Consider the following 20,053-nt stretch of genomic DNA (forward strand, 5'->3'; position numbering starts at 1 on the left):
ATATCAATATCATATCGGCTTAATACGGTCTGTTAGCCTTTAGCCTCATCACTGGCAAAGGCGGGCTCAAGTAGGTCATCATCCTGTACTTGGGCGTTAGCCGATAACGTTTCAGATTGTTGCGTAATCGCTAACGACTCATCAACTTCTGTAAATTCTGTTTCACTGCTTATGTCGGTTGTTACTGTTTCAACATCACTACCCATCTCGGTTTCAGAGTCTGCAAGTAACTCATCTTCTTCAGGATCTGTTTTTTCTACCACGTAACGAAACACTTTACTGGCCAACTCTGCTGACACTTCAGCAGACAAAATGGGTTGATTGGTGTAATCGAGTGCATATTCTAATAAGCCATCGATATGGCCGTATTGTGGTTGCTTCCATAAAGCACGCAGTGCTGCAGCCTTGGCGGTTGGATCGACATTTTTAGCCATAAACCGGGCAAAACTGCCGCCCACTTCAATGGTACTTGGGTCGGGTAACGGCTCTTCTTCAGGGCTAACATCCGTTAGTCCATCATCCAGTTCTGTTTGGGCTGTGGCGTCAGGTTGCTGTGTAAGCTCAAGCGACTCACTTGCAGTATCAAGCTCTTGCTGCTCTGCTTCTGCAGCCACTCGCTGGCGACGTAATTCCCAGCGACTCAATAATCCGTCTTGGCTGCTCATTGCATATTCCCAGAACGGTTGGCACTTGGACCTTCATTTTTACGGCGATTGACATGCTTACGACGATGAGCGCTAATTTCTACTTCACCATGGCGAGTAATGAATGCTTCAATCCAACAGGCAATCGCGCTAGGCATCGGAATGTTCAACACTGGCGTGTCTGACTCTAAGCAGCCAGCACTGACGTGTTGATCAGCAGAAATAATCGCGGGTATCCATGTACCATCACTGAGCTCATCGCACACTATGTACAACGTTGGGTTATCCATATCGAGATTAATGCGGTAGCTACCACGTTGATCTTTATAGAGTTCAAGTGGAATGAGCACGGCATTGTCGGGCTTAGGTTGGGTTGCTGGCACCATGTGCTCAAGCTCCCAGCGAACCGATGTCCAGCGCCCTGTTTGCACTTGCACTTTTTTAAGTGACACATACATTGGCCATATCTTATCGGTATGTTGCATATTGATGCTGACCTCAGGCTACATAAGCCACGTGTGATTAAATTGCTATACTTAGGTAGAGCAAAAATGATGCCAACTAAAAAGTAAAATTAACTTTGAACTTGATCTCAATTTACCTATTAACAATAGGACATTATGTCCACACCGCAATAGCAACTGGGACATTAATACGCGTTAAAAGTATTGATTTGTTGAAGATTTGCGCTAGATCACGCTTAGGTAAGATGTTTTCAGTTTAGGGAATAATAATTGCTATGCTAATTAACCGATGAGGTAACCCAATGAGGCGATCGCATCTATAAAATACACTTTAAGAGGCTCACTTATGACCCAATCTGCTTCGGCAATGTCCTCAGCCCGCAAGCCCGTAAAATTTGTCAAAACAGCCACACAAGTACCTTTAACTATTGCGGTTAAAGCGGTGGATGACCAAGGTGTTGTGGTCGATAAATTTGTCGCCTGTGAACGCCCGCTAACAGTGTATTTAAATTGGCGCCCAATAGTAACCTTAATGACATTAGGCGCAAAACCCGAGTCATTGACCATTGGTTATCTTAAAAACCAAGGGTTTATTAGCGACTTAAGCTTATTAGAGTCTGTGATTGTTGATTGGGAAGTGAGCTCTGCTGCAGTCATCACGCAAGAGATATCAGAAGATATTGAGCAAAAACTATCGGAAAAAACCGTGACATCGGGCTGTGGTCAAGGCACTGTTTACGGCGGATTTTTGCAAGGTTTAGATGAAATATCACTACCCACGCCAGCCTTAAAACAATCAACAATTTACGCTTTACTCAATAACATTAATGCATATAACGAAACCTACAAAAATGCCGGTGCGGTGCATGGCTGTGGGCTCTGCCAGCACGACAAAATACTCGCGTTTGTTGAAGATGTAGGCCGCCATAATGCAGTAGATACCTTAGCGGGAGACATGTGGCTAGAACAACAAACTGGAGGTGACAAAATCTTCTACACAACTGGCCGACTTACCTCAGAAATGGTGATTAAAGTCGCCAAGATGGGAATACCAGTATTGTTGTCACGCAGTGGTGTCACCCAAATGGGATTAGATTTAGCGATGCAGCTGGGGATTACCTTAATCGCACGTGCTAAAGGACGCCATTTTTTAGTGTATCACGGCAGCGAGACAATCGAGTTTGATGCCCTTAAAAACGATCATCCCTCAAAATAATGATGTGGTTAACCCCGTAACAAAGCCCACTGCTGGCGAAGTGTTGCGGGGATAAAACTCCACACCAAAATTCGCGTAATTTTGTTACCCTGAGTCATTTCAATCGTGCTTACCTCTGCCGCACTTAAGTGTTTAAGTAATTGATAACACGGCTTGAGGTTGTCAGACTTAGACACCAATGACGTAAACCACAACACTTGGTTGGCGTATTCTTTACTTTGGTTTATCATGTTGGCCAAAAATTGCGCTTCGCCTCCATCACACCACAATTCCGCTTTTTGACCACCAAAATTCAATTTAGGGTTTGCTTGTGCTGCGGTCAAATTATGTGATGTGTTACCGTGCTTTTGCTGTTGGTTTTTAGCCAAATTAGTCACTTTGCGTAACGAGCCCGCAGAGGCTTCGGCTAAAGAGCGATGAAAGGGTGGATTACACATGGTGACATCAACACGTTCATTGTCTGCAATAATGCCTTTAAAGATATGTTGCGGTGTCGATTGCAGCCTTAACTGTAAATTAGCTTCAATACTGGGGTTTTGCTTCGCAATGTTCGCGACATTGTCAATCGAGACTGGATCGATGTCCGATGCGATAAACTGCCAGCCGTAAGTCTGAATCCCCAGCAGCGGATAGATACCATTAGCACCTGTGCCAATATCCAAAACGCGGATATTCGGTCCATGCATAAGCGGTCCTTTTGGCGCTAATAAGTCGGCAATGTAGTGTAAATAATCCACACGACCGGGCACTGGCGGGCACAAATACCCCGCTGGGATATCCCAGTTTTTTATCTTGTAGTCACTGAGTAATAAAGCTGAATTTAAGCACTTTACCGCGTCAGGATCGGCAAAGTCGATAGACGGATTACCATAGGGATTAGCACGCACAAAGCCGCTTAATGATGGCATAGCCGCAACTAACTTTGCAAAATCATAGCCATGTAGATGGGCATTTCGAGGGTGCAATTTTTTGGATATATTAACGTTATTCGATGCTTTATGTTGAGAGGATGGCGAGCGCTTAGCTTGTTGCTTGGCTCGCCCAACAGGATTATAACGCTTCATTAATCGTATAAATACTTAGTAAATAACAAGTTGACCACTATCGACTTTCCAACTTCTTGTTCCATTAAACGATTTACCGTCTCGTAGCACTCACGGCGGATTTCTTCACGACCAGACAATGATTTCACTTTATCTTCTGACTGATTACCTAAAATTTCGACGATGGCAGAACGCAAAAGAGGATCGTGATGCTCTAAACTCACCAAATCATTAGGATCTTTTACCATCAGCTCGACACTGATTTTAACAAAACCTAATTTTTTACGGTTAGAAATGTAATTAGTCACGATATCGGGCTCAAAACCATAATACGCATAATCTTCTACACCTTCATCGGCTGCGTGTACGTGGAATGCAGCGCAACATAATATAACTAACGTTGAAAGCCATTTTTTCATAATAAGAGACACTCCTAAAGATGTAACGTTAATTAAATCGGCCATGTTGCTCATACCTTGAGGCGTGTTTGGTTATTCACGACATGATAGACTATTGCTGTTGAGGTATATTGTAACGAGTTTTAGATGAACGTGACCAGTGTTAGCTTTCCATATGGTGAATCAATTCATTGGTTTTCGCCACAAAAAATCGATTCCTTACCAAATGACCAACTTAAAGACTGGTTATTAGCCACAGGCAGTTTAACTCAACGCCTCAAAACCCATTGCACTCATTTTGAAGTCAAAGTATTGGGCGAGCACTTACTCACACCACTACAAGGTGAGTTTCCAAGCCATCGCGAGCCGGTGTGGATCCGCGAAGTATTATTATGCCTTGACGGTACACCCTGGGTATTCGCCAGAACCTTAATCCCGCAAACTATTTTGGACACTACTCGAGACCAATTTACTCACCTTGGTACTCGACCATTAGGTGAACTGTTATTTACCAGCCCAGATATCTCACCGGGCAGTATTGAAGTGGCACAATTTGAAACCTGCGGCCGCCTTGCTGCACTCGCTACCAGCTTAAATCAGCAAGTAAATGCCAGTTTGTGGGGAAGAAGACGTTACTTTAACTTGCATGACTCGCAGTTAATCGTTAGCGAGATTTTTTTACCCGCAGCAGTTGAGCGCATCAATAATCTCTAGCGGTTACTGATAGAGCCTCCACAAAAACGCCCATTCACAGTGTGATGGGCGTTTTGTTTACTGCTGAAGAATGATTAGCTAACCTTTTATTATCCAGAGTTCAGGTTAGTTAACTCGCTTACGCAAAGTACCGCCTAAAACGAGTAACATCATGCTTAACCACCCTAAACTACCGCCGCTACTGTTACTGTCAGTTGATGTAGTTGTTGTCGGTGTTGTCGGTGTTGTCGGCGTAGTGGGTGTTGTCGTCACAGCAACGGTTACGGTAACATTTTGGCTCATGCTTGATTCATTACCTAATGAATCAGTCGCGACTAAAGTCACAGCGTAAGTGCCGCTTTGAGTGTAAGCATGGCTCGGGTTTTGTACTGTACTTGAAGCACTGCCATCACCAAAGTTCCATAGGTAAGTAAGCCCACCAAAGCCTTCGGTTGAACTGTTTGTCACACTGACACTGGCATCAGTTTGAAGCAAAGTAAATGCTGCCACTGGCGCAATAACTACCCTCACTGTTTTAGTTGCGGTAACCGTATTGCCAGCACTGTCTTTAACCAGCACGCTGACGTCATAATCGCCTGAGGTTGGATAAGTGTAACTTGGTGAGCTTGCTGTACTGGTGGCGTTACTTACGCCAAATGACCATGCATAGGTATAACCGCTACCGCCACTCACTGTGGCACTAAAACTGACTTTTGCCCCTATGACCTCAGCCGTAATATCTGCCGTTAGGTCTACCTCTGGCAAAATACTACCATCGGCTAACGCAAACTCAACCGTTGCACTGCTACTGTCGCTTGCTTGCTCGGTAACCTGCATAGTTAACCCTAATTCAGGAATAATCATCCCGGCTTGCGGTTTAAGCGGTGCGCTGTAATCGCGGCTGTCATCAAATAATGACTCGGCATCTAAATGGGTGTCACCAGAATACGTACTTTGAGCATATAAGCTAAAGGCGGCATCGCGAACCTGAACCTCTGTACCTCTGGTGCCAATCAGATTTTGGTCTGCATCAATGACACCAATTAATCCTTCTCCAGGATGCTCTGATACGTTGTTGTCGTATTGGTTAAAGTTTTCTAACCACAGTAAAACGCCTGGTACGTATTTGCTGTAAGCCAACCCCGCATCAATACCCTGATGACTTCGTAATTGCACAATATAACGTTGAGCTTGGCCTGGCAGACTGTCATCTATTCGAGTAAACCCAGTTAAGGTTGCAACATCGCTCGCTTCAGCACCATCGACATAAAAAGCATTACCTTGGTTAGTGAGCTGAATATCATCAATTGCCATACCGTATTCGCCTACGGCTTCATCTGTTTTGTATACCACGCTGATTTGTACATTCCGGCCAGCATAAACACTGAGGTCAAAACGTAAATCAACCCAATTGTCTGCCCCTGTTGACGTGGCAATGTCGCCCGACTGACCACTAATGAAGTTTTTTACTGTCGGATAAACGGCATTATTGTTGCTGGTATAGTTACCTTCAATTGCGACACTGTCGACGAGCACCTGCACATAGTCATAGTCTTCTTCAATGTCCCAATGGGCTTTAAAGGTTAATGCAAGCGGCGTATCTAACGGTAATGTCACATCAAACGACAGGGCATTATTGAGCATATTGCCTTGGCCTGAATAATACTGGTATTCCCCAGAGAAAGGAGCTTTAAACGGTACGCCTTGCGCTGGTAGCGCTATCGACAATTGATTTACTGCGTCGGAATTAGTGGCATGATTGAGCTGTACGGATTTACCGCTACTGGTTAAATCGGCTAACGAAACATGTTGCTCGTTAACCCACTTACCTTTGTATTTTTGCTGTAAATAAGACTTCGCATAAGGGCTAAAACCACTGGGTTGAGAACCTGCAATACTGCCAGTCCAACTACCACCAGACATCAACGACCATTCGCCAACGGGTGAACCATCGCCCAGGTTAGTGGTGTCGTATTCGTCAGGTAAACCTAAATCATGGCCAAACTCGTGGGTACACACCCCTGCTGCTGAGTCGATGGGCTGTACAGTATATCCCAGTACCTTTAGGCCTCGGCCCGGAATGCTGTAGCCATTTGTGTCTTGGTCAACATAGTATCTGTGCGACCAAATCGCATCGTCACCTAAAATACCACCACCAGCTTCTTCACCAATACTTGAGTGAAATAGCATCACGTGATCGATAATGCCATCGGCTTCATCGTAGTTACCGTCACCATCTAAATCATATGGATCTTCAATATCATAACTATTGAGTTCAGTATCACTCATACCCACAATGGCTTTAACGACGGCTTCTTTCACTAACTCAGGTACCGCGTTGTCGTCTTCATCTTCATTATTACCGCCATAGTATGCGGCGTTGTTATCTGCAGTTACCCAATCTTGCACCTGGCCAGTAAAATAAAAACTTTTGCCAGAAGCGGCCTGAAAATATTGATACGCAGATTGCAGCGTCTGGCTATTGGGGCCAGCAAAACCGGTTTCAGAAAACAGTAATTGTTGATAATGCGATGCCGGATAGCTGCTGTAGTACATGTCTGTATCGCCAACAGTAAGCTGATTCGCATCGTGCGGTAAATCAGGAAAGTCCACCAGCACAGCCAACACCTTGACTGTTTTAGTAATATCTTGGTCAGCCTGCACTTTATTATTTGCTGCTACATACTGGGCATTTTTTGTGCTTTTTTGCGCAGCTTGTTTAAGGCGTATTTGTTCAGCTTTGACTTCAATCGCCGCAGGTTTAAATTTAGCATCACGTCCACGGCTCACAAAAGCATCAATGGCGGCTTGTTTTTCTTGCTCGGTAGCGTCAACGGCCAGCTCACCACGTTTAATTAGCCAATACAGTACTTGTTGTTCGTTAATAAGTGCGCCATCTGCTGGCGTGTCCGTTTGTGGGGCCGCTAATGCTGAGGTACTGCAACATGCCAGCAATAAAGTGGATATAGCAAAACCTTGATATTTAGTTAACTTACTCATTACGACTTACCTGTATTGGGTATTGGTTTGTGGCATTTTTCAAATGCTTTTTGGCGCTTGGTAATATAATCGGCAACCGTTTTGTCTATTTGCACTTGATCCATATCCTCGGTTATCAAGCCTTTAGCACGCAGGTTTTCAATTAATTTACTGCGATCGCGTATTGGTGGCATACCACTTGGGCCACAGTCTTTGATCAATGGTTTTGTGGCTATCGCAACAGGTGCGGGTTCTGCGGTTGCTTGATGTTGGCACCCCTGCACACTCAATATGGCAAGCCCCAACAATAAGAAAATAGACTTCATAAATCACCCCAAACAATAATTACATGACATTAACAGCTGCAACTATAGGGTTACAATTAAAGTTAGACATTCTTTAATGTAAATGTGACCGTTCGATTAAAAAGTAGTAAATAAATCATTACGAGGGCTTAATAAAGCAAAAAACCGACTCATAAAGTCGGTTTTAACTATGATTACAGTAGACTGGGATTAACCTGTGGTGTGGTTGATATAATTTGAAATGCCATCGAGCAGCATTTGCACTGAAATCATCACCAAAACCATGCCCATTAAACGTTCAACGGCGGTGAGGCCTTTTTCACCCAGTATACGAGTGAACACTTTATAAAACATTAAGATAAAGGCACTTAGCGCCCAGGCTGACACCAGTGCAATAGTCCAATCAATCATGCGACTATTGTCGGTGTGTGCTAATAATATTAATGCCGCTAAAATAGACGGCCCAGCCATTAATGGAATGGCCATAGGAACAATAAACGGCTCTTCTCCCGCAGCTAAGCCGGCAACACCACCAGGTGATGGAAAAATCATTTTAATCGCAATTAAAAATAGAATAATCCCGCCAGCAATACTGACCGACTCGGAGCGCAGATTAAGAAAATTCAAGATAGCTTCGCCGGCGTACAAGAATGACAACATGATAATTAACGCAAATATTAATTCACGGATTAACACTCTGCGGCGCTTTTTAGGATCAATGTGGCGTAATATGGAGGCAAAAATCGGTAAATTACCGAGTGGATCCATAATCAGAAATAACATCACAGCAGCAGAAAAAATATCCATGGACAACTATCTTTTAATTTGTAAAACAATGGCGATATTGTATACCGAAACCGTCACAACAATCGACGTAATGACTCAGATATTCGTTTAATCTATTTCCAATCGCACTGCCGTCTACTGCCGTCTACTGGCACTATGACCTATGACAGGTTATCGAGCATTGCTCACATTATCTGTTTTAAGTAAATTTTTCAGCTTGAGCGATTCGCACGCTACAACATAATTGAAAAATGTTATACTGCGTTGTTTTTTTCGATTGAATCCTTGGATAACATGCTCTATCTCATCGCTAGCTGTATCGCATTATTATTTGGGCCGCTTTTTTACCGTTACTTTTCATCGGGAAGTGGGTTACAAAAAGGCTTAGACGGTTTTATATTCGTCTCGCTAGGCGGGCTAGTGCTCATCCATATTTTGCCAGAATTGCTCGAGCACGGTGGTTTTATCACGCTGTTTTTTGTGTTGCTCGGCGTTTGGGGCCCTACTGCAAGCGAAAAACTATTCCATCGCTACTCTAATATCACTCACAACATTACCCTCACACTTGGTATCGGCGGGCTATTACTACACACAATTACCGATGGCGGTGCAATGGTACTTGCACAACAAGAAGGCAACTCAACTCTGCTTGCGCTAGGCGTGATTATGCATCGCTTACCTGTTGGTGTGGCGATTTGGTGGTTATTAAAACCTCAGGTTGGTACTCGCTGGGCGAGTATTGTATTAGCGGCAATGATGGTATTAACCGCGGTAGGCTACTTTGCTGGTGAACACTTACTGACTCAATTGAGTTTAGAGAATACGGTTTACCTGCAAGCCTTTGTGACTGGCTCTATATTGCATGTGGTGCTACATCAACCTCATGGCCACCATCAAGAAGACAAGCAAGGTAAATATCAGTATCAAGCGGGTATTGGCAGTTTATTGGGTTTAGGTTTGTTGGCGTTATTATTGTTAATGGATACCGGTGGTCACGAGCATGCGCATCAAAACCATGGTTCTGAGCAATTTGTGAGTTGGTTACTAACCATTTCACCTATTTTATTAGCCAGTTACGTTATCGCGACATCGCGTTTTGCGCTGGGTTTACGTCCGTCACACGCTTCATTAGCATTACGTTGGCTACAACGCCTTGCGGGGCCAGAAGCCTTATTGGTTACCCTGTTATTACTAGGGCCATGGTTTGCGTTATATCAAACACTGGGATTGCTCGCGATTGGTATATTGATGACGATGACTCAAGTCAAGATTACCGACCCACATCCTGCCTTGCCTGATTCAGCTTGGCGTTTTGGTTTTGGCCAATTAGTCGATAGAAGCGCGCCGTGGATTATACTGAGTTTAGTATTAGCCAATTTAATTGGTCACCCTTCGGTTCCATTAGAAAACCCTGCGCTGCAGGTGTTTATTTTACTGTTGGTCTTTTTACCAATGCGTTTTTGTAACCTCGGCACAGTTATTTTAGCCTTGGCGCTTGCTTACAGTGGTTGGAGCCAAATAGCAGTCGCATTTACCCTACTCGCAGCACCTGTAGTCAGTATTGGTCAGTTAAAACTGATGAATTGGAAACAAGGTTTGATGTTAGGCGGGATTTTGCTGGCTGGCTTAATGGTGGCAGATCAAGTGACATTAAGTTCAACAAACACATTACATTTACCTGATACAATAAATATTATTGGCTTAGTGGCTATCATCTTACTGTTTGGAGCAAGCTTACTTAGGCTTGGACCTCGACAGTTTTTAAGCCGCCTTATGATCAATATAAAAACGGCACCTCATCACCATGATCATACTAAAGGTCATGGAGATGATACTGGTCATAGCCACGTTAGCGGCCATAATCACAGTCACGATCATTCGCATAGCCACGCCCATACAGCGAACAGTGACAATCAACATAAATAACCAGTAAATCGATTAATTTATGGTTATGATGGGGTTATCGTCCCTAAACGAGAAACCCCATGTGCATTTTGTTTGTTGCCATTGATACTCACCCAGATTACCCATTAATTGTTTGTGCCAACCGCGATGAATTTCATCATAGAGCAACCGAGCCCGCTTATCGCTGGGCCACGACGCCAGCGATTTATGCTGGCCAAGACAAACAAGCAGGCGGCACTTGGCTTGGGGTAAATGAACTTGGGCAATTTGCGGGCTTAACCAATATAAGAGTGCTTGGCCAGCAAGATGGCGTTCGCAGCCGTGGTGAGCTCGTGGTCAACGCCTTGTGCACCAACGATATAACCCCTCAATGGCTTAGTGAGCACGCCATTAACTACAATCCCTTCAATCTTGTGTTCCAACAGCTTGATGAGCTTTATTGCTTCAACAGTAAAACCTCACAAACCACCAAACTATCATCGGGATTTCATGCTGTGAGTAATGGCGCCTTAGATGATGTGTGGCCCAAAATGGCCAAAGGACAACAAGCACTACAGCGTTATATTAATCAAACGGCCAAACCAGATATTGAAGCCTTACGCGCATTAATGCTCGACACCTCACAACCTGAAGATAACGCATTACCTAAAACAGGTGTTAGCCTTGAATGGGAAAGAAGACTCTCATCAATTTTTATTCAGCATGACGAATACGGTACCCGATCAACCAGCATTATGCTGAAACACCGTAGTGGTCAAATCACGTTTTCTGAAACTCGCTATGACGGTAAAGCGCGCAATTTAGGCTCACAGCAGTTTACCCTCGGTTAACTTCAATAATTCAGCGCAGCAGACTGTGACGAGCACCTCATTATTCATAAAATCCCATATCAGTAACGACTAATGTGCCTGAGTTTGCACAGGCAACATTCATTTTTACAACCTAGATCAAGTTAATTTGTTTGTGAACATTGCATACTTCGCCTGTTGCTAATTTACCCCCGGAGGACACGCCTTGAAGCAGCCCACTCAGATTAGTTGGGATCAGTCGATGATCGAAAAATACAATTACAGCGGTCCCCGTTATACTTCTTACCCGACCGCTTTAGAATTCGATGACGCCTTTACTGAGCAAGATTTACTGACATCGATTAAAAATAGCAAAACAGACAAATTGTCGCTGTATGTGCATATTCCTTTTTGTGCCAAGCTCTGCTACTACTGTGGATGTAATAAAATTATTACTCGTCACGCCCACAAAGCAGACCAATATATTGAATATTTAGCCGCTGAGATTGTTAAGCGCGCACCACTATTCAAAAACTACACTGTCACTCAAATGCATTGGGGTGGCGGCACACCTACATTTTTAAGCCCTGAGCAAATCCTAAAGTTAACGGCGTTGATTAAAGAACACTTTAACTTTGCTGAAGTGGGTGAATACTCAATCGAAGTCGACCCGCGTGAGATAGAACTCAGCATGTTAGACACGCTAAAAGAAGCCGGATTTAACAGGGTGTCTATTGGTGTGCAAGATTTTAATAAAGATGTTCAAGTAGCGGTAAATCGCGAACAAGACGAGCAATTTATTTTCGACTTAATAGCCAGAGCAAAAGCGCTAGGATTTGTATCCACTAACGTTGACCTTATTTATGGTTTGCCGTTACAAACACCTGAGACCTTTGCTAAAACTATCGCGCGTATTATTGAGCTATCGCCAGACCGTTTATCTGTATTTAACTATGCACATTTACCGTCTCGTTTTGCGGCGCAGCGTAAAATTAAAGATATCGATATGCCATCGCCGCAGCAAAAGCTCGATATGTTGCATCAAACCATTGAGTCGTTAACGGGTGCTGGTTATCAATTTATTGGTATGGACCACTTTGCAAAGCCAACCGATGAGTTAGCTAAATTACAAAATGCCGGAAAACTGCACCGTAACTTCCAAGGCTATACCACTCAGGAAGAATGTGACCTATTAGGCTTAGGTGTTTCTTCAATCAGCCAAATTGGCGATTGTTATGCACAAAACCAAAAAGACATTCGCCCTTACTACGAATCAATTGACGCTAATGGTCATGCGCTTTGGAAAGGCTGTAGCTTAAACCGTGATGATGAAATCCGCCGTGCGGTCATTAAGCAAATCATTTGTCATTTTGACTTAGATATGGCGAAAATTGATGCCACATTTGATATTCAATTTGAAAGCTACTTTGCTGAAGACTTGAAATTATTACAGACCTTTATTAACGATAAGCTTGTCGACATTACAGACCGCAAACTCACCATTAGCACGACCGGTCGTCTACTGATCCGTAATATCTGTATGTGCTTTGATGTGTATTATCGTCAAAAAGCTCGTCAACAGCAGTTTTCACGAGTGATTTAATTGTAATATAACAAGTTCTGAACATAAAAATAGCCAGCATTTGCTGGCTATTTTTTTATGTATTTTATAACGTTTAATTCAACGTTTTATGGCATTCAACTCAGGCTATTAAAACTCAGGTTATTGAGCTTTTTTGGCGTATAACGCTTTGCGCTCACTGTCAGATAAAAAGGCCATTTCAACGCCATTGCGTTGTAAGGTTGCTAATTGACTATCACTAAAGCCCATTTCAGACTTAACGACACGATATTCGTGCGCGATATCAATTGCGCTCACCCCTGGGTCATCGGTATTCAAACCAATTAACACACCCGCGTCTAAAAATTTACGCAGAGGATGCACATCATAGTTTGCGACAGTTGAGGTATGTAAGTTACTGGTTGGACACGATTCAATACCAATACGGTGCTTAGCAAGGTATTCCATTAATTTAGGGTCATGAATAGCATTAACACCATGGCCAATACGAGTGGCACCTAAAACGTTAATGGCTTGCCACATACTTTCTGCACCTGCAGCTTCACCAGCATGTGCAGTAATCTGTAATCCAGCATCACGCACACGCTTAAAGTGTTCGGTAAATAAGTCTCCAGGGAAACCAAGCTCATCTCCCGCCAAGTCCATTGCAACAATGTTGTCACGATGAGCTAAAATACCTTCAAGTTCTAAACGGCATTTTTCTTGGCCAAAAGAGCGAGACATAATACCAATTAGTTTAATCTGAATGTCGTGCTCTTTAATACCGGCACGCATACCATCAATGACAGCTTCAACCACACCTTCAATCGGTAAATTATGATTCATCGCCATGTAGTAAGGGCTAAAGCGCAACTCTGCGTAATCTAATCCTTGGGCAGCGGCATCGACGACGTTTTCGTAGGCAACACGCTTAACAGCATCTAAATCAGCTAATACCGCAACCATCCAATCTAGTTTCTTTAAGAAGTCGACTAAATTGTTTTCTTTACCTTGAATTTGCACAAAAGGTGCAAGCTCTTCTAACGAATTAGCCGGTAACTTAATACCATGTTGATGGCCTAATTCCCAAATGGTTTTTACGTTAACATTACCGTCTAAGTGACGATGCAAATCAACCAGTGGAATGGTTGTATCTATCATAATTAACCCCTATAAACTTACCCTGCCATTGGTTTGATTTTGTCGGTCAGAGAATAGTATTCAGTTTAACATGTATTTACATTATTTCTGATGACGATTGTTTTTTTCTGAATTCAGTCACAACATATTCACAACTGTGTTTGCGATGTGTTTTTTATGCTGAAATCGGGCATACTCTTAATCAACTAAAGCATACATACTGCCAATCTAAAGGACTTTTGATGCGCTTGCTTATCTTACCTGCACTCTTTGTATTCAGTTTATCAGGCTGCCAAGTTAATTCGACGCCACAATCTAACACAGAGACTCTTGATAACATCTCCGTTTCGCAAGCGATTGCAGAACAAGACTTGAAAGCAATCATCGACAAAAGTTGGACACTGACTTTAGCGTATTCACCAGAGCTTGCAGCCAGCTTGGGCAATGTTGAAGCGGCCAGTAAACTCGCCGATCTCTCGCCACACGCCTTAGCACAAAAGAATCAGCAAACACTCGAGTTACTCGATGCACTTAACAACCTAAATCGTACAGGTTTATCAAAAGAAAGCATCATTAACGCAAATATGTTGCAAGCACAATTACAAAACGATGTCGATTTGTATCGTTTTCATGATCATTATTTACCTATTACCGCCGAAAGCGGATTCCATGCCTATATTGCTTCTATAGCAAAAGCTCGATTCAGTCGCATGGAAGACTACAAACAATATATGGCTAAATTAACATTGATGCCACGCTATTTTGAACAACAGACTGACTGGTTAAAAAAGGGTGTGGCCAGTGGAATTACACCAGCCAAAGTGACACTAAATGGTTTTGAAGACAGCATAAGCGCCTTTATTGTCGAACCCGAAAAAAGTGGCTACTTTGTACCGTTTACACAATATCCAGATCACTTTAGTGCGGCAGAGAAAGCAGCATTAACTCAACAAGGTCTAGCACTGGTAACACACACAGTATTACCTCTGTATCAGCAGTTTTATGATTTTATGATTGAGCAGTACATACCCAATGCGCGTACTGAAATTGCCGCTTCAGCACTACCCGACGGCGCAGCGTTTTATCAAAATAGAGTTAATTACTACACCACTGTCGACATGAGTGCCGAGCAAGTGCATCAGCTTGGCCTTAAGGAAGTGGCCAGAATACGCGGCGAAATGGAGGCGATTATTCAACAGGTTAACTTCAACGGTAGTTTTGCTGAATTTTTACATTTTTTACGCACCGACCCACAGTTTTATCCTAAAACCGCAAATGAGTTACTTAAAGAAGCCGCCTTTATTGCAAAAAAAGCCGATGCAATGCTGCCTAAATACTTCGGTAAACTGCCTAGAACACCTTATGGTATTGAGCCGGTTCCTGCTGAAATAGCACCTAAGTACACAACGGGTCGCTATTCAGGCTCAAACCGTGATGACGAGCCTGGCTATTATTGGGTCAATACTTACGCTTTAGATAAACGCCCTTTATATGAGCTCGAAGCACTCACGCTACACGAAGCCGTACCCGGTCATCACTTACAAATATCACTGAATAAAGAGCTCGCTGATTTACCTAACTTTAGACGTTATAGCTATATTTCAGCATTTGGCGAAGGTTGGGGATTATATTCGGAATACCTCGGGCTTGAAGCCGGATTTTATCAAGATCCATACAGTAATTTTGGTCGTTTAACTTACGAAATGTGGCGAGCAGCAAGATTGGTTGTCGACACGGGCATGCATTCAAAAGGCTGGAGTCGTCAACAAGCAATAGACTTTATGGCCAGTAATACCGCGTTATCGCTGCACAATGTCACGACCGAAATTGATCGTTACATTTCTTGGCCAGGACAAGCCTTATCGTACAAAATCGGCGAGTTAACCATTAAACGTTTACGTGCTAAAGCAGAGTCAGCATTAGGCGCTGATTTTGATATTAGAGCTTTCCATGATGCGGTTCTTGAAAATGGGTCAATCCCAATGTCTGTATTAGAGCAGATGATCGATCAGTTTATCGTGCAGCAACAAGCTTTAATCAAAGTTAACGGCCAAATTTAACCGCGATATTTTACGCGACAAACAACACAATAAATATTAACAAGCTGGTTTATACATAATGCATTACATGAAATTTTCGTCGGAACTCAAATTAGACACCAGTGCTCAGCGCAATTTTTGGCTAGGCGTAATTCAGAGTCACTTTAGTACCCCTGATGGAATAAGTATTGCCTATGCATACATTCAACATCCAGATAATCACAAAGCAATAGTGATCAGTAATGGTCGTGTTGAATCTTATATAAAATACAAAGAATTAATGTTTGATTTATATCAACAAGGCTTTAGCGTGTATGCCTTAGATCACCGAGGTCAGGGTTTATCAGATAGGCTAACCCATAACCCTCACCAAGGTTATGTTGATAAGTTTAGCGATTACACAGACGATCTCAGTCAGTTTATTAATGAAGTCGTTATCCCAAATAAGCATTCTGAGTTGTTTATACTCGCCCATTCAATGGGATGTACTGTCGCAACGGACTATATCCAGCAACATCCTGCCACATTTACCGCTGCTATTTTTTCGGCGCCTATGCTCGGAATAAAACTGCCTTTTGCGGCAAAGACGGTCCGTTGGCTAGCAAATAAATTTGATAATAGTCATATGATCGATGGAAAAGTGCATAGTCGTTATGTGCTAGGTGGCAGTGCATACCAAGCGGTGACGTTTAAGCGTAATCAATTAACGCACAGTAAACCGCGCTATCAACAATATCGTAATCAATTTGATGCAACGCCTAAAGCACAGTTAGGTTCGCCAACAAATCGCTGGTTACTCGAAGCCATGTCAGCTGCGCAGCGATGCATTGAATATGCTAAACATAGCCAAACACCTATTTTGATTTTACAGGCAGAAAAAGACAGCATTGTCTGTAACGAAGCTCAAAACCTTGCCCTAAGTAGTCGCTGTCATAAGGTTGTTATTGAGGGAGCTTTCCACGAAGTGTTTATAGAAACAGATATAATGCGCAATATTGCGCTGTCTTATACCATGGACTTTATGGCACAACACTCAAAGACAACTGGGTCTTAATTAACTGGATCATGTCTTCTTTATCTAGAGGACGGCTAATAATATACCCCTGGAACCAAGTACATTTTGCATGTGTTAATAAATTAAGCTGTTGTTTATTTTCTATTTGTTTAGCCACTACCGGTAAATTTAGTTTAGATGCAAATTCAATGACTGCATTTACAATATTAAATGTCTCAGGGTTATATTCTATTTCATCTAAATATACTGCAGCTAATTTAACCTGCGAAAATTTAATGCCTTGTAATTGATGTACGCCACACGAGCCACCACCAAAATCATCCATAGCGATATTGATGCCATGTCCTTGTAGTTCTGAAATTTTACCTCTAGCGTTATTAGAATTGACGGTAAATATATCTTCAGCTAATTCAAGCTGTAATAAAGCCGGTGATATTTGAGCCGCATTAATTCTATTCATTAAAACACTGACAAAATGGTCTTGATGAAAGTGTCTCGAGGAAACGTTTAACGACATGATGGGCACGGTTGATTGTGCTTGCTGTAAGGTATTAATCATTTCTAATACCTGATCTAAGGCCCAAAGTTCGAGTTCAAAAATACAGTCTGTCAATTCAGCAGCAGCGATAAATTTGATCGGGCTAATAAAACCAAACTGAGGGTGATACCAGCGCATCAACACTTCGACACTATGAACTCGTCCAGCTTGATCTACAACAGGTTGAAAAACCAACGACATTTGATGGTTACTGATGGCGTCCTTTAGCTCATTTTGCAATTTAAAAGGTTGAATTTGATTTTTATCTAACTGCGGTTCATAAATAGCACAACCGTTCGTTCGGCTGTCTTTCGCTTGCTCAAGCGCACTATCTGCACGAGCTAATAGTATTTGCGGTTCTAATGATTCAATACCATCAAATACCACTAAGCCGATCCTTGCTGAAATAGATAAATTTTGTTCTGAAATAGTAAAACCACGACCAATAAGTTGCCTTACTTCACTGGCTAATGCCAAAGCACGCTTATTAGCTTGATCAATTTCGCTGCCCAAATTTTTAGCTAAAATAACAAATTCGTCTGCACCAAGTCGAGCCACTAAACCTGCGTTAGAGAAATTACCAGACAATCTAGCCGCTATCTGCATTAATAATCTATCGCCTAACTGCTTGCCAAGTGCATCGTTAATCAGTTTAAAATTATCTAAATTAATCATTAACAATGCCGAAAACTGGCCTGTACTGCGACTAAACACCTGTAAATCGTATAGTTCGTCTGCCAAGACTTCTCTATTAATTAAATCAGTTAAGCCATTGTGATTAATTTTATCCACGGATATACGCTGACTTTTTACATCACCAGATACATCCGTAATGGTACCAATAATTCTTAACGGTCTACCAGACTCATCCCATTCAACGATCTTGCCGCGGTCAAGAACCCAAATATAGCGGCCATCTTTATGGCGTAATCGGTGGACACTTTCATATTCATCTCGTTGATTATTAATATAGTTTTGCAAAGTATTTAATACTTGTTCTTTGTCATCTCTATGTAGGCGAGATTCCCATACAGAGTAATCGTTATCTAGTTCATAGTGTTGGTAGCCAAGCATCTCTTTCCAACGGTCCGACACAAACACATCACCAGTTGCAATTCCCCAGTCCCAAATGCCATTGCGTGTGCCCTCAACAGCAAATAGCCATCTTTGTTCTGCATCATTAAGACGCTTTCGACTGCGAGACAAACGACCTTTGACTAAATTGAGATAATCTCGGAGATTATTAATTTCAGTGGTGACGCAGAAAATATTATTACTAAAATCTGGATTATCTAAATTTTTTGCGGCATGGCTAAGTTGAGTTAATGGCCTAATTAATGCGTAATGCAATAGCAAACAAAATAGGTTTAGCACAAGAGCACCAAATCCCCATATCCCGGTAAATCTTTTTAATAGACTTTCTGACGCCTCAGACAATAGGTTGGCGATATCATATTCAAGATACACAAGCTCAGCGGCATTTGAGTAGCTAAAACGAGAATTAGAATTAAGCGGGTAATACGCTTGTATTGAAAGACGATCAAAACTGACATTGATATAAGGTTTATTGCTTGTTACTGATAAGCGATGTTGCTCTGCAGAATATCCCTCAAGCACATTTGTCGCATTGCTATCGCGCCAAATGATATGATTTGCATATTGGATTTCACTAGATGAATCCAAAATCACATATACCATCATATTTTGCTCAGTAGAAACAAGTGCAACTTCTTGCTCTATCCGCTCAAAATCTTGAGTCATCACAGCTGACTCAATAACATGGCGCATACGGAAAAGATCTTTTTGGATCTGCTCGGTCTGTCTCAATGCTAGCTGATCATTTAACTCTGCGTGCTCATAGAAATACTCCCCACATACCAAACCGAGGTAAAGGATAAAAAAACATAAAGGAACAAGCACAGATAAAGAAAATGTTGGCAGCCGAGGCAAAATAAACCCACCCAATAAAATAGATAAATATATGCTAGCGGTAATCTTAGCAATAAGTAAAGAAATAGTTATAGAACGCAACCACATAAATGGCATAAAAACTGTTTATTAATTAATAGCTTTTTACATTAAACAGCCATAGTTTAACGGCATGATCTGATTTACGTTATCGTATTTACAATATTTCATCTTAACATAATGACCTTAGCGGGATTTGCGTTATTTAATAGCAAGTTGTTTGCTAAACATCAAAAAATACACCTTAAAAACCCTTTTAAGTTTGCGTGTAAACTACAGACTCATAAAACTACATCTGTTGGATATAAAAATTATCACGACACGGTCGATAAAATTATACAAAATAAATGATCTACTCTCACATGGGCATATCGGCCACACAGCTATCATGCTTCTTTCTATGACCTTATTGATAAATTGCAGACGTAAAAAAGCCCGTTGCGCTAGCAACGGGCTTATCACTACTCTTTCGAGTAAATTAGGCGCCTGGAAATGACCTACTCTCGCATGGGGAGACCCCACACTACCATCGGCGATACTGTGTTTCACTTCTGAGTTCGGAATGGGATCA

The 20,053-nt window shown here is 42.2% G+C and carries 16 protein-coding genes and 1 rRNA gene; 7 read left to right on the forward strand and 10 right to left on the reverse strand.

Going from position 1 to position 20,053, the window contains the following annotated elements:
* Positions 1-32: 32 nt before the first annotated feature.
* A complete protein-coding gene (locus tag ACROAE_RS17380) occupies positions 33-665 on the reverse strand; it encodes a DUF3306 domain-containing protein (protein ID WP_432404168.1) in 633 nt (210 codons plus the stop codon).
* Positions 662-1,129, reverse strand: coding sequence for a DUF3305 domain-containing protein (locus tag ACROAE_RS17385; RefSeq protein ID WP_432404171.1), 468 nt, complete (start codon positions 1,127-1,129; stop codon positions 662-664). The genes ACROAE_RS17380 and ACROAE_RS17385 overlap by 4 nt, the downstream gene beginning before the upstream one ends.
* A 325-nt stretch (positions 1,130-1,454) precedes the next feature.
* Between ACROAE_RS17385 and ACROAE_RS17390 the strand changes: the two genes are divergently transcribed.
* Complete coding sequence (locus tag ACROAE_RS17390) at positions 1,455-2,324, forward strand: formate dehydrogenase accessory sulfurtransferase FdhD (RefSeq protein ID WP_432404174.1); 870 nt, start codon at positions 1,455-1,457, stop codon at positions 2,322-2,324.
* Between the two features lie 8 nt (positions 2,325-2,332).
* Here ACROAE_RS17390 and rlmF read toward each other — a convergent pair whose 3' ends face one another.
* On the reverse strand, positions 2,333-3,388 hold the full coding sequence (rlmF, locus tag ACROAE_RS17395; RefSeq protein ID WP_432404178.1) for a 23S rRNA (adenine(1618)-N(6))-methyltransferase RlmF: 1,056 nt from the start codon (positions 3,386-3,388) through the stop codon (positions 2,333-2,335).
* Positions 3,388-3,786, reverse strand: coding sequence for a flagellar basal body-associated protein FliL (locus tag ACROAE_RS17400; protein ID WP_160055411.1), 399 nt, complete (start codon positions 3,784-3,786; stop codon positions 3,388-3,390). Before ACROAE_RS17400 ends, rlmF begins: the two co-directional genes overlap by 1 nt.
* A 126-nt stretch (positions 3,787-3,912) precedes the next feature.
* Between ACROAE_RS17400 and ACROAE_RS17405 the strand changes: the two genes are divergently transcribed.
* Positions 3,913-4,479, forward strand: coding sequence for a chorismate--pyruvate lyase family protein (locus ACROAE_RS17405; protein ID WP_432404183.1), 567 nt, complete (start codon positions 3,913-3,915; stop codon positions 4,477-4,479).
* Between the two features lie 105 nt (positions 4,480-4,584).
* On the opposite strand, the gene ACROAE_RS17410 is transcribed toward ACROAE_RS17405, so the two are convergent.
* From ACROAE_RS17410 to ACROAE_RS17420, 3 genes are all read right to left on the reverse strand, one after another.
* Positions 4,585-7,458 (reverse strand): immune inhibitor A domain-containing protein, encoded by a 2,874-nt coding sequence (locus ACROAE_RS17410; protein WP_432404187.1) that lies wholly within the window; start codon positions 7,456-7,458, stop codon positions 4,585-4,587.
* Positions 7,458-7,763 carry a hypothetical protein gene (locus ACROAE_RS17415; protein ID WP_432404193.1) on the reverse strand — a complete coding sequence of 102 codons (306 nt, stop codon included), beginning with the start codon at positions 7,761-7,763 and terminating at the stop codon, positions 7,458-7,460. The genes ACROAE_RS17410 and ACROAE_RS17415 overlap by 1 nt, the downstream gene beginning before the upstream one ends.
* Before the next feature lie 189 nt (positions 7,764-7,952).
* The gene (locus ACROAE_RS17420; protein ID WP_432404196.1) at positions 7,953-8,549 is read right to left on the reverse strand and encodes a YhgN family NAAT transporter; all 597 of its coding nucleotides are present in this window, start codon (positions 8,547-8,549) and stop codon (positions 7,953-7,955) included.
* Between the two features lie 273 nt (positions 8,550-8,822).
* Here ACROAE_RS17420 and ACROAE_RS17425 point away from each other — a divergent pair, with 273 nt between their 5' ends.
* The 3 genes from ACROAE_RS17425 to hemN all read left to right on the forward strand — a co-directional run bounded on the left by ACROAE_RS17425 (position 8,823) and on the right by hemN (position 12,824).
* Entirely contained in the window at positions 8,823-10,454 is a 1,632-nt protein-coding gene (locus ACROAE_RS17425) for a metal transporter (RefSeq protein WP_432404199.1), read from the forward strand.
* A 59-nt stretch (positions 10,455-10,513) separates the two neighbouring features.
* A complete protein-coding gene (locus ACROAE_RS17430) occupies positions 10,514-11,263 on the forward strand; it encodes an NRDE family protein (protein WP_432404202.1) in 750 nt (249 codons plus the stop codon).
* A gap of 184 nt (positions 11,264-11,447) precedes the next feature.
* Positions 11,448-12,824 carry an oxygen-independent coproporphyrinogen III oxidase gene (gene hemN, locus ACROAE_RS17435; protein WP_432404206.1) on the forward strand — a complete coding sequence of 459 codons (1,377 nt, stop codon included), beginning with the start codon at positions 11,448-11,450 and terminating at the stop codon, positions 12,822-12,824.
* A 120-nt stretch (positions 12,825-12,944) separates the two neighbouring features.
* Here the strand turns inward: hemN and add are convergent, their stop codons facing one another.
* Entirely contained in the window at positions 12,945-13,943 is a 999-nt protein-coding gene (gene add, locus ACROAE_RS17440) for an adenosine deaminase (RefSeq protein WP_432404209.1), read from the reverse strand.
* Positions 13,944-14,164: 221 nt separating this feature from the next.
* On the opposite strand from add, the gene ACROAE_RS17445 reads away from it, so the two are divergent.
* Both ACROAE_RS17445 and ACROAE_RS17450 read left to right on the forward strand, forming a co-directional pair.
* On the forward strand, positions 14,165-15,982 hold the full coding sequence (locus tag ACROAE_RS17445) for a DUF885 domain-containing protein (RefSeq protein WP_432404212.1): 1,818 nt from the start codon (positions 14,165-14,167) through the stop codon (positions 15,980-15,982).
* A 58-nt stretch (positions 15,983-16,040) separates the two neighbouring features.
* On the forward strand, positions 16,041-17,015 hold the full coding sequence (locus ACROAE_RS17450) for an alpha/beta fold hydrolase (RefSeq protein ID WP_432404216.1): 975 nt from the start codon (positions 16,041-16,043) through the stop codon (positions 17,013-17,015).
* Here ACROAE_RS17450 and ACROAE_RS17455 read toward each other — a convergent pair.
* Positions 16,981-19,302, reverse strand: coding sequence for a putative bifunctional diguanylate cyclase/phosphodiesterase (locus ACROAE_RS17455; protein ID WP_432404219.1), 2,322 nt, complete (start codon positions 19,300-19,302; stop codon positions 16,981-16,983). The two genes, ACROAE_RS17450 and ACROAE_RS17455, sit on opposite strands and share 35 nt — an antisense overlap.
* 664 nt (positions 19,303-19,966) lie before the next feature.
* Positions 19,967-20,053 (reverse strand): 5S ribosomal RNA (gene rrf / locus ACROAE_RS17460); the annotation flags it as partial.

It is taken from the genome of Shewanella sp. MF05960 (assembly GCF_050849305.1).
Classification (GTDB): domain Bacteria; phylum Pseudomonadota; class Gammaproteobacteria; order Enterobacterales; family Shewanellaceae; genus Shewanella.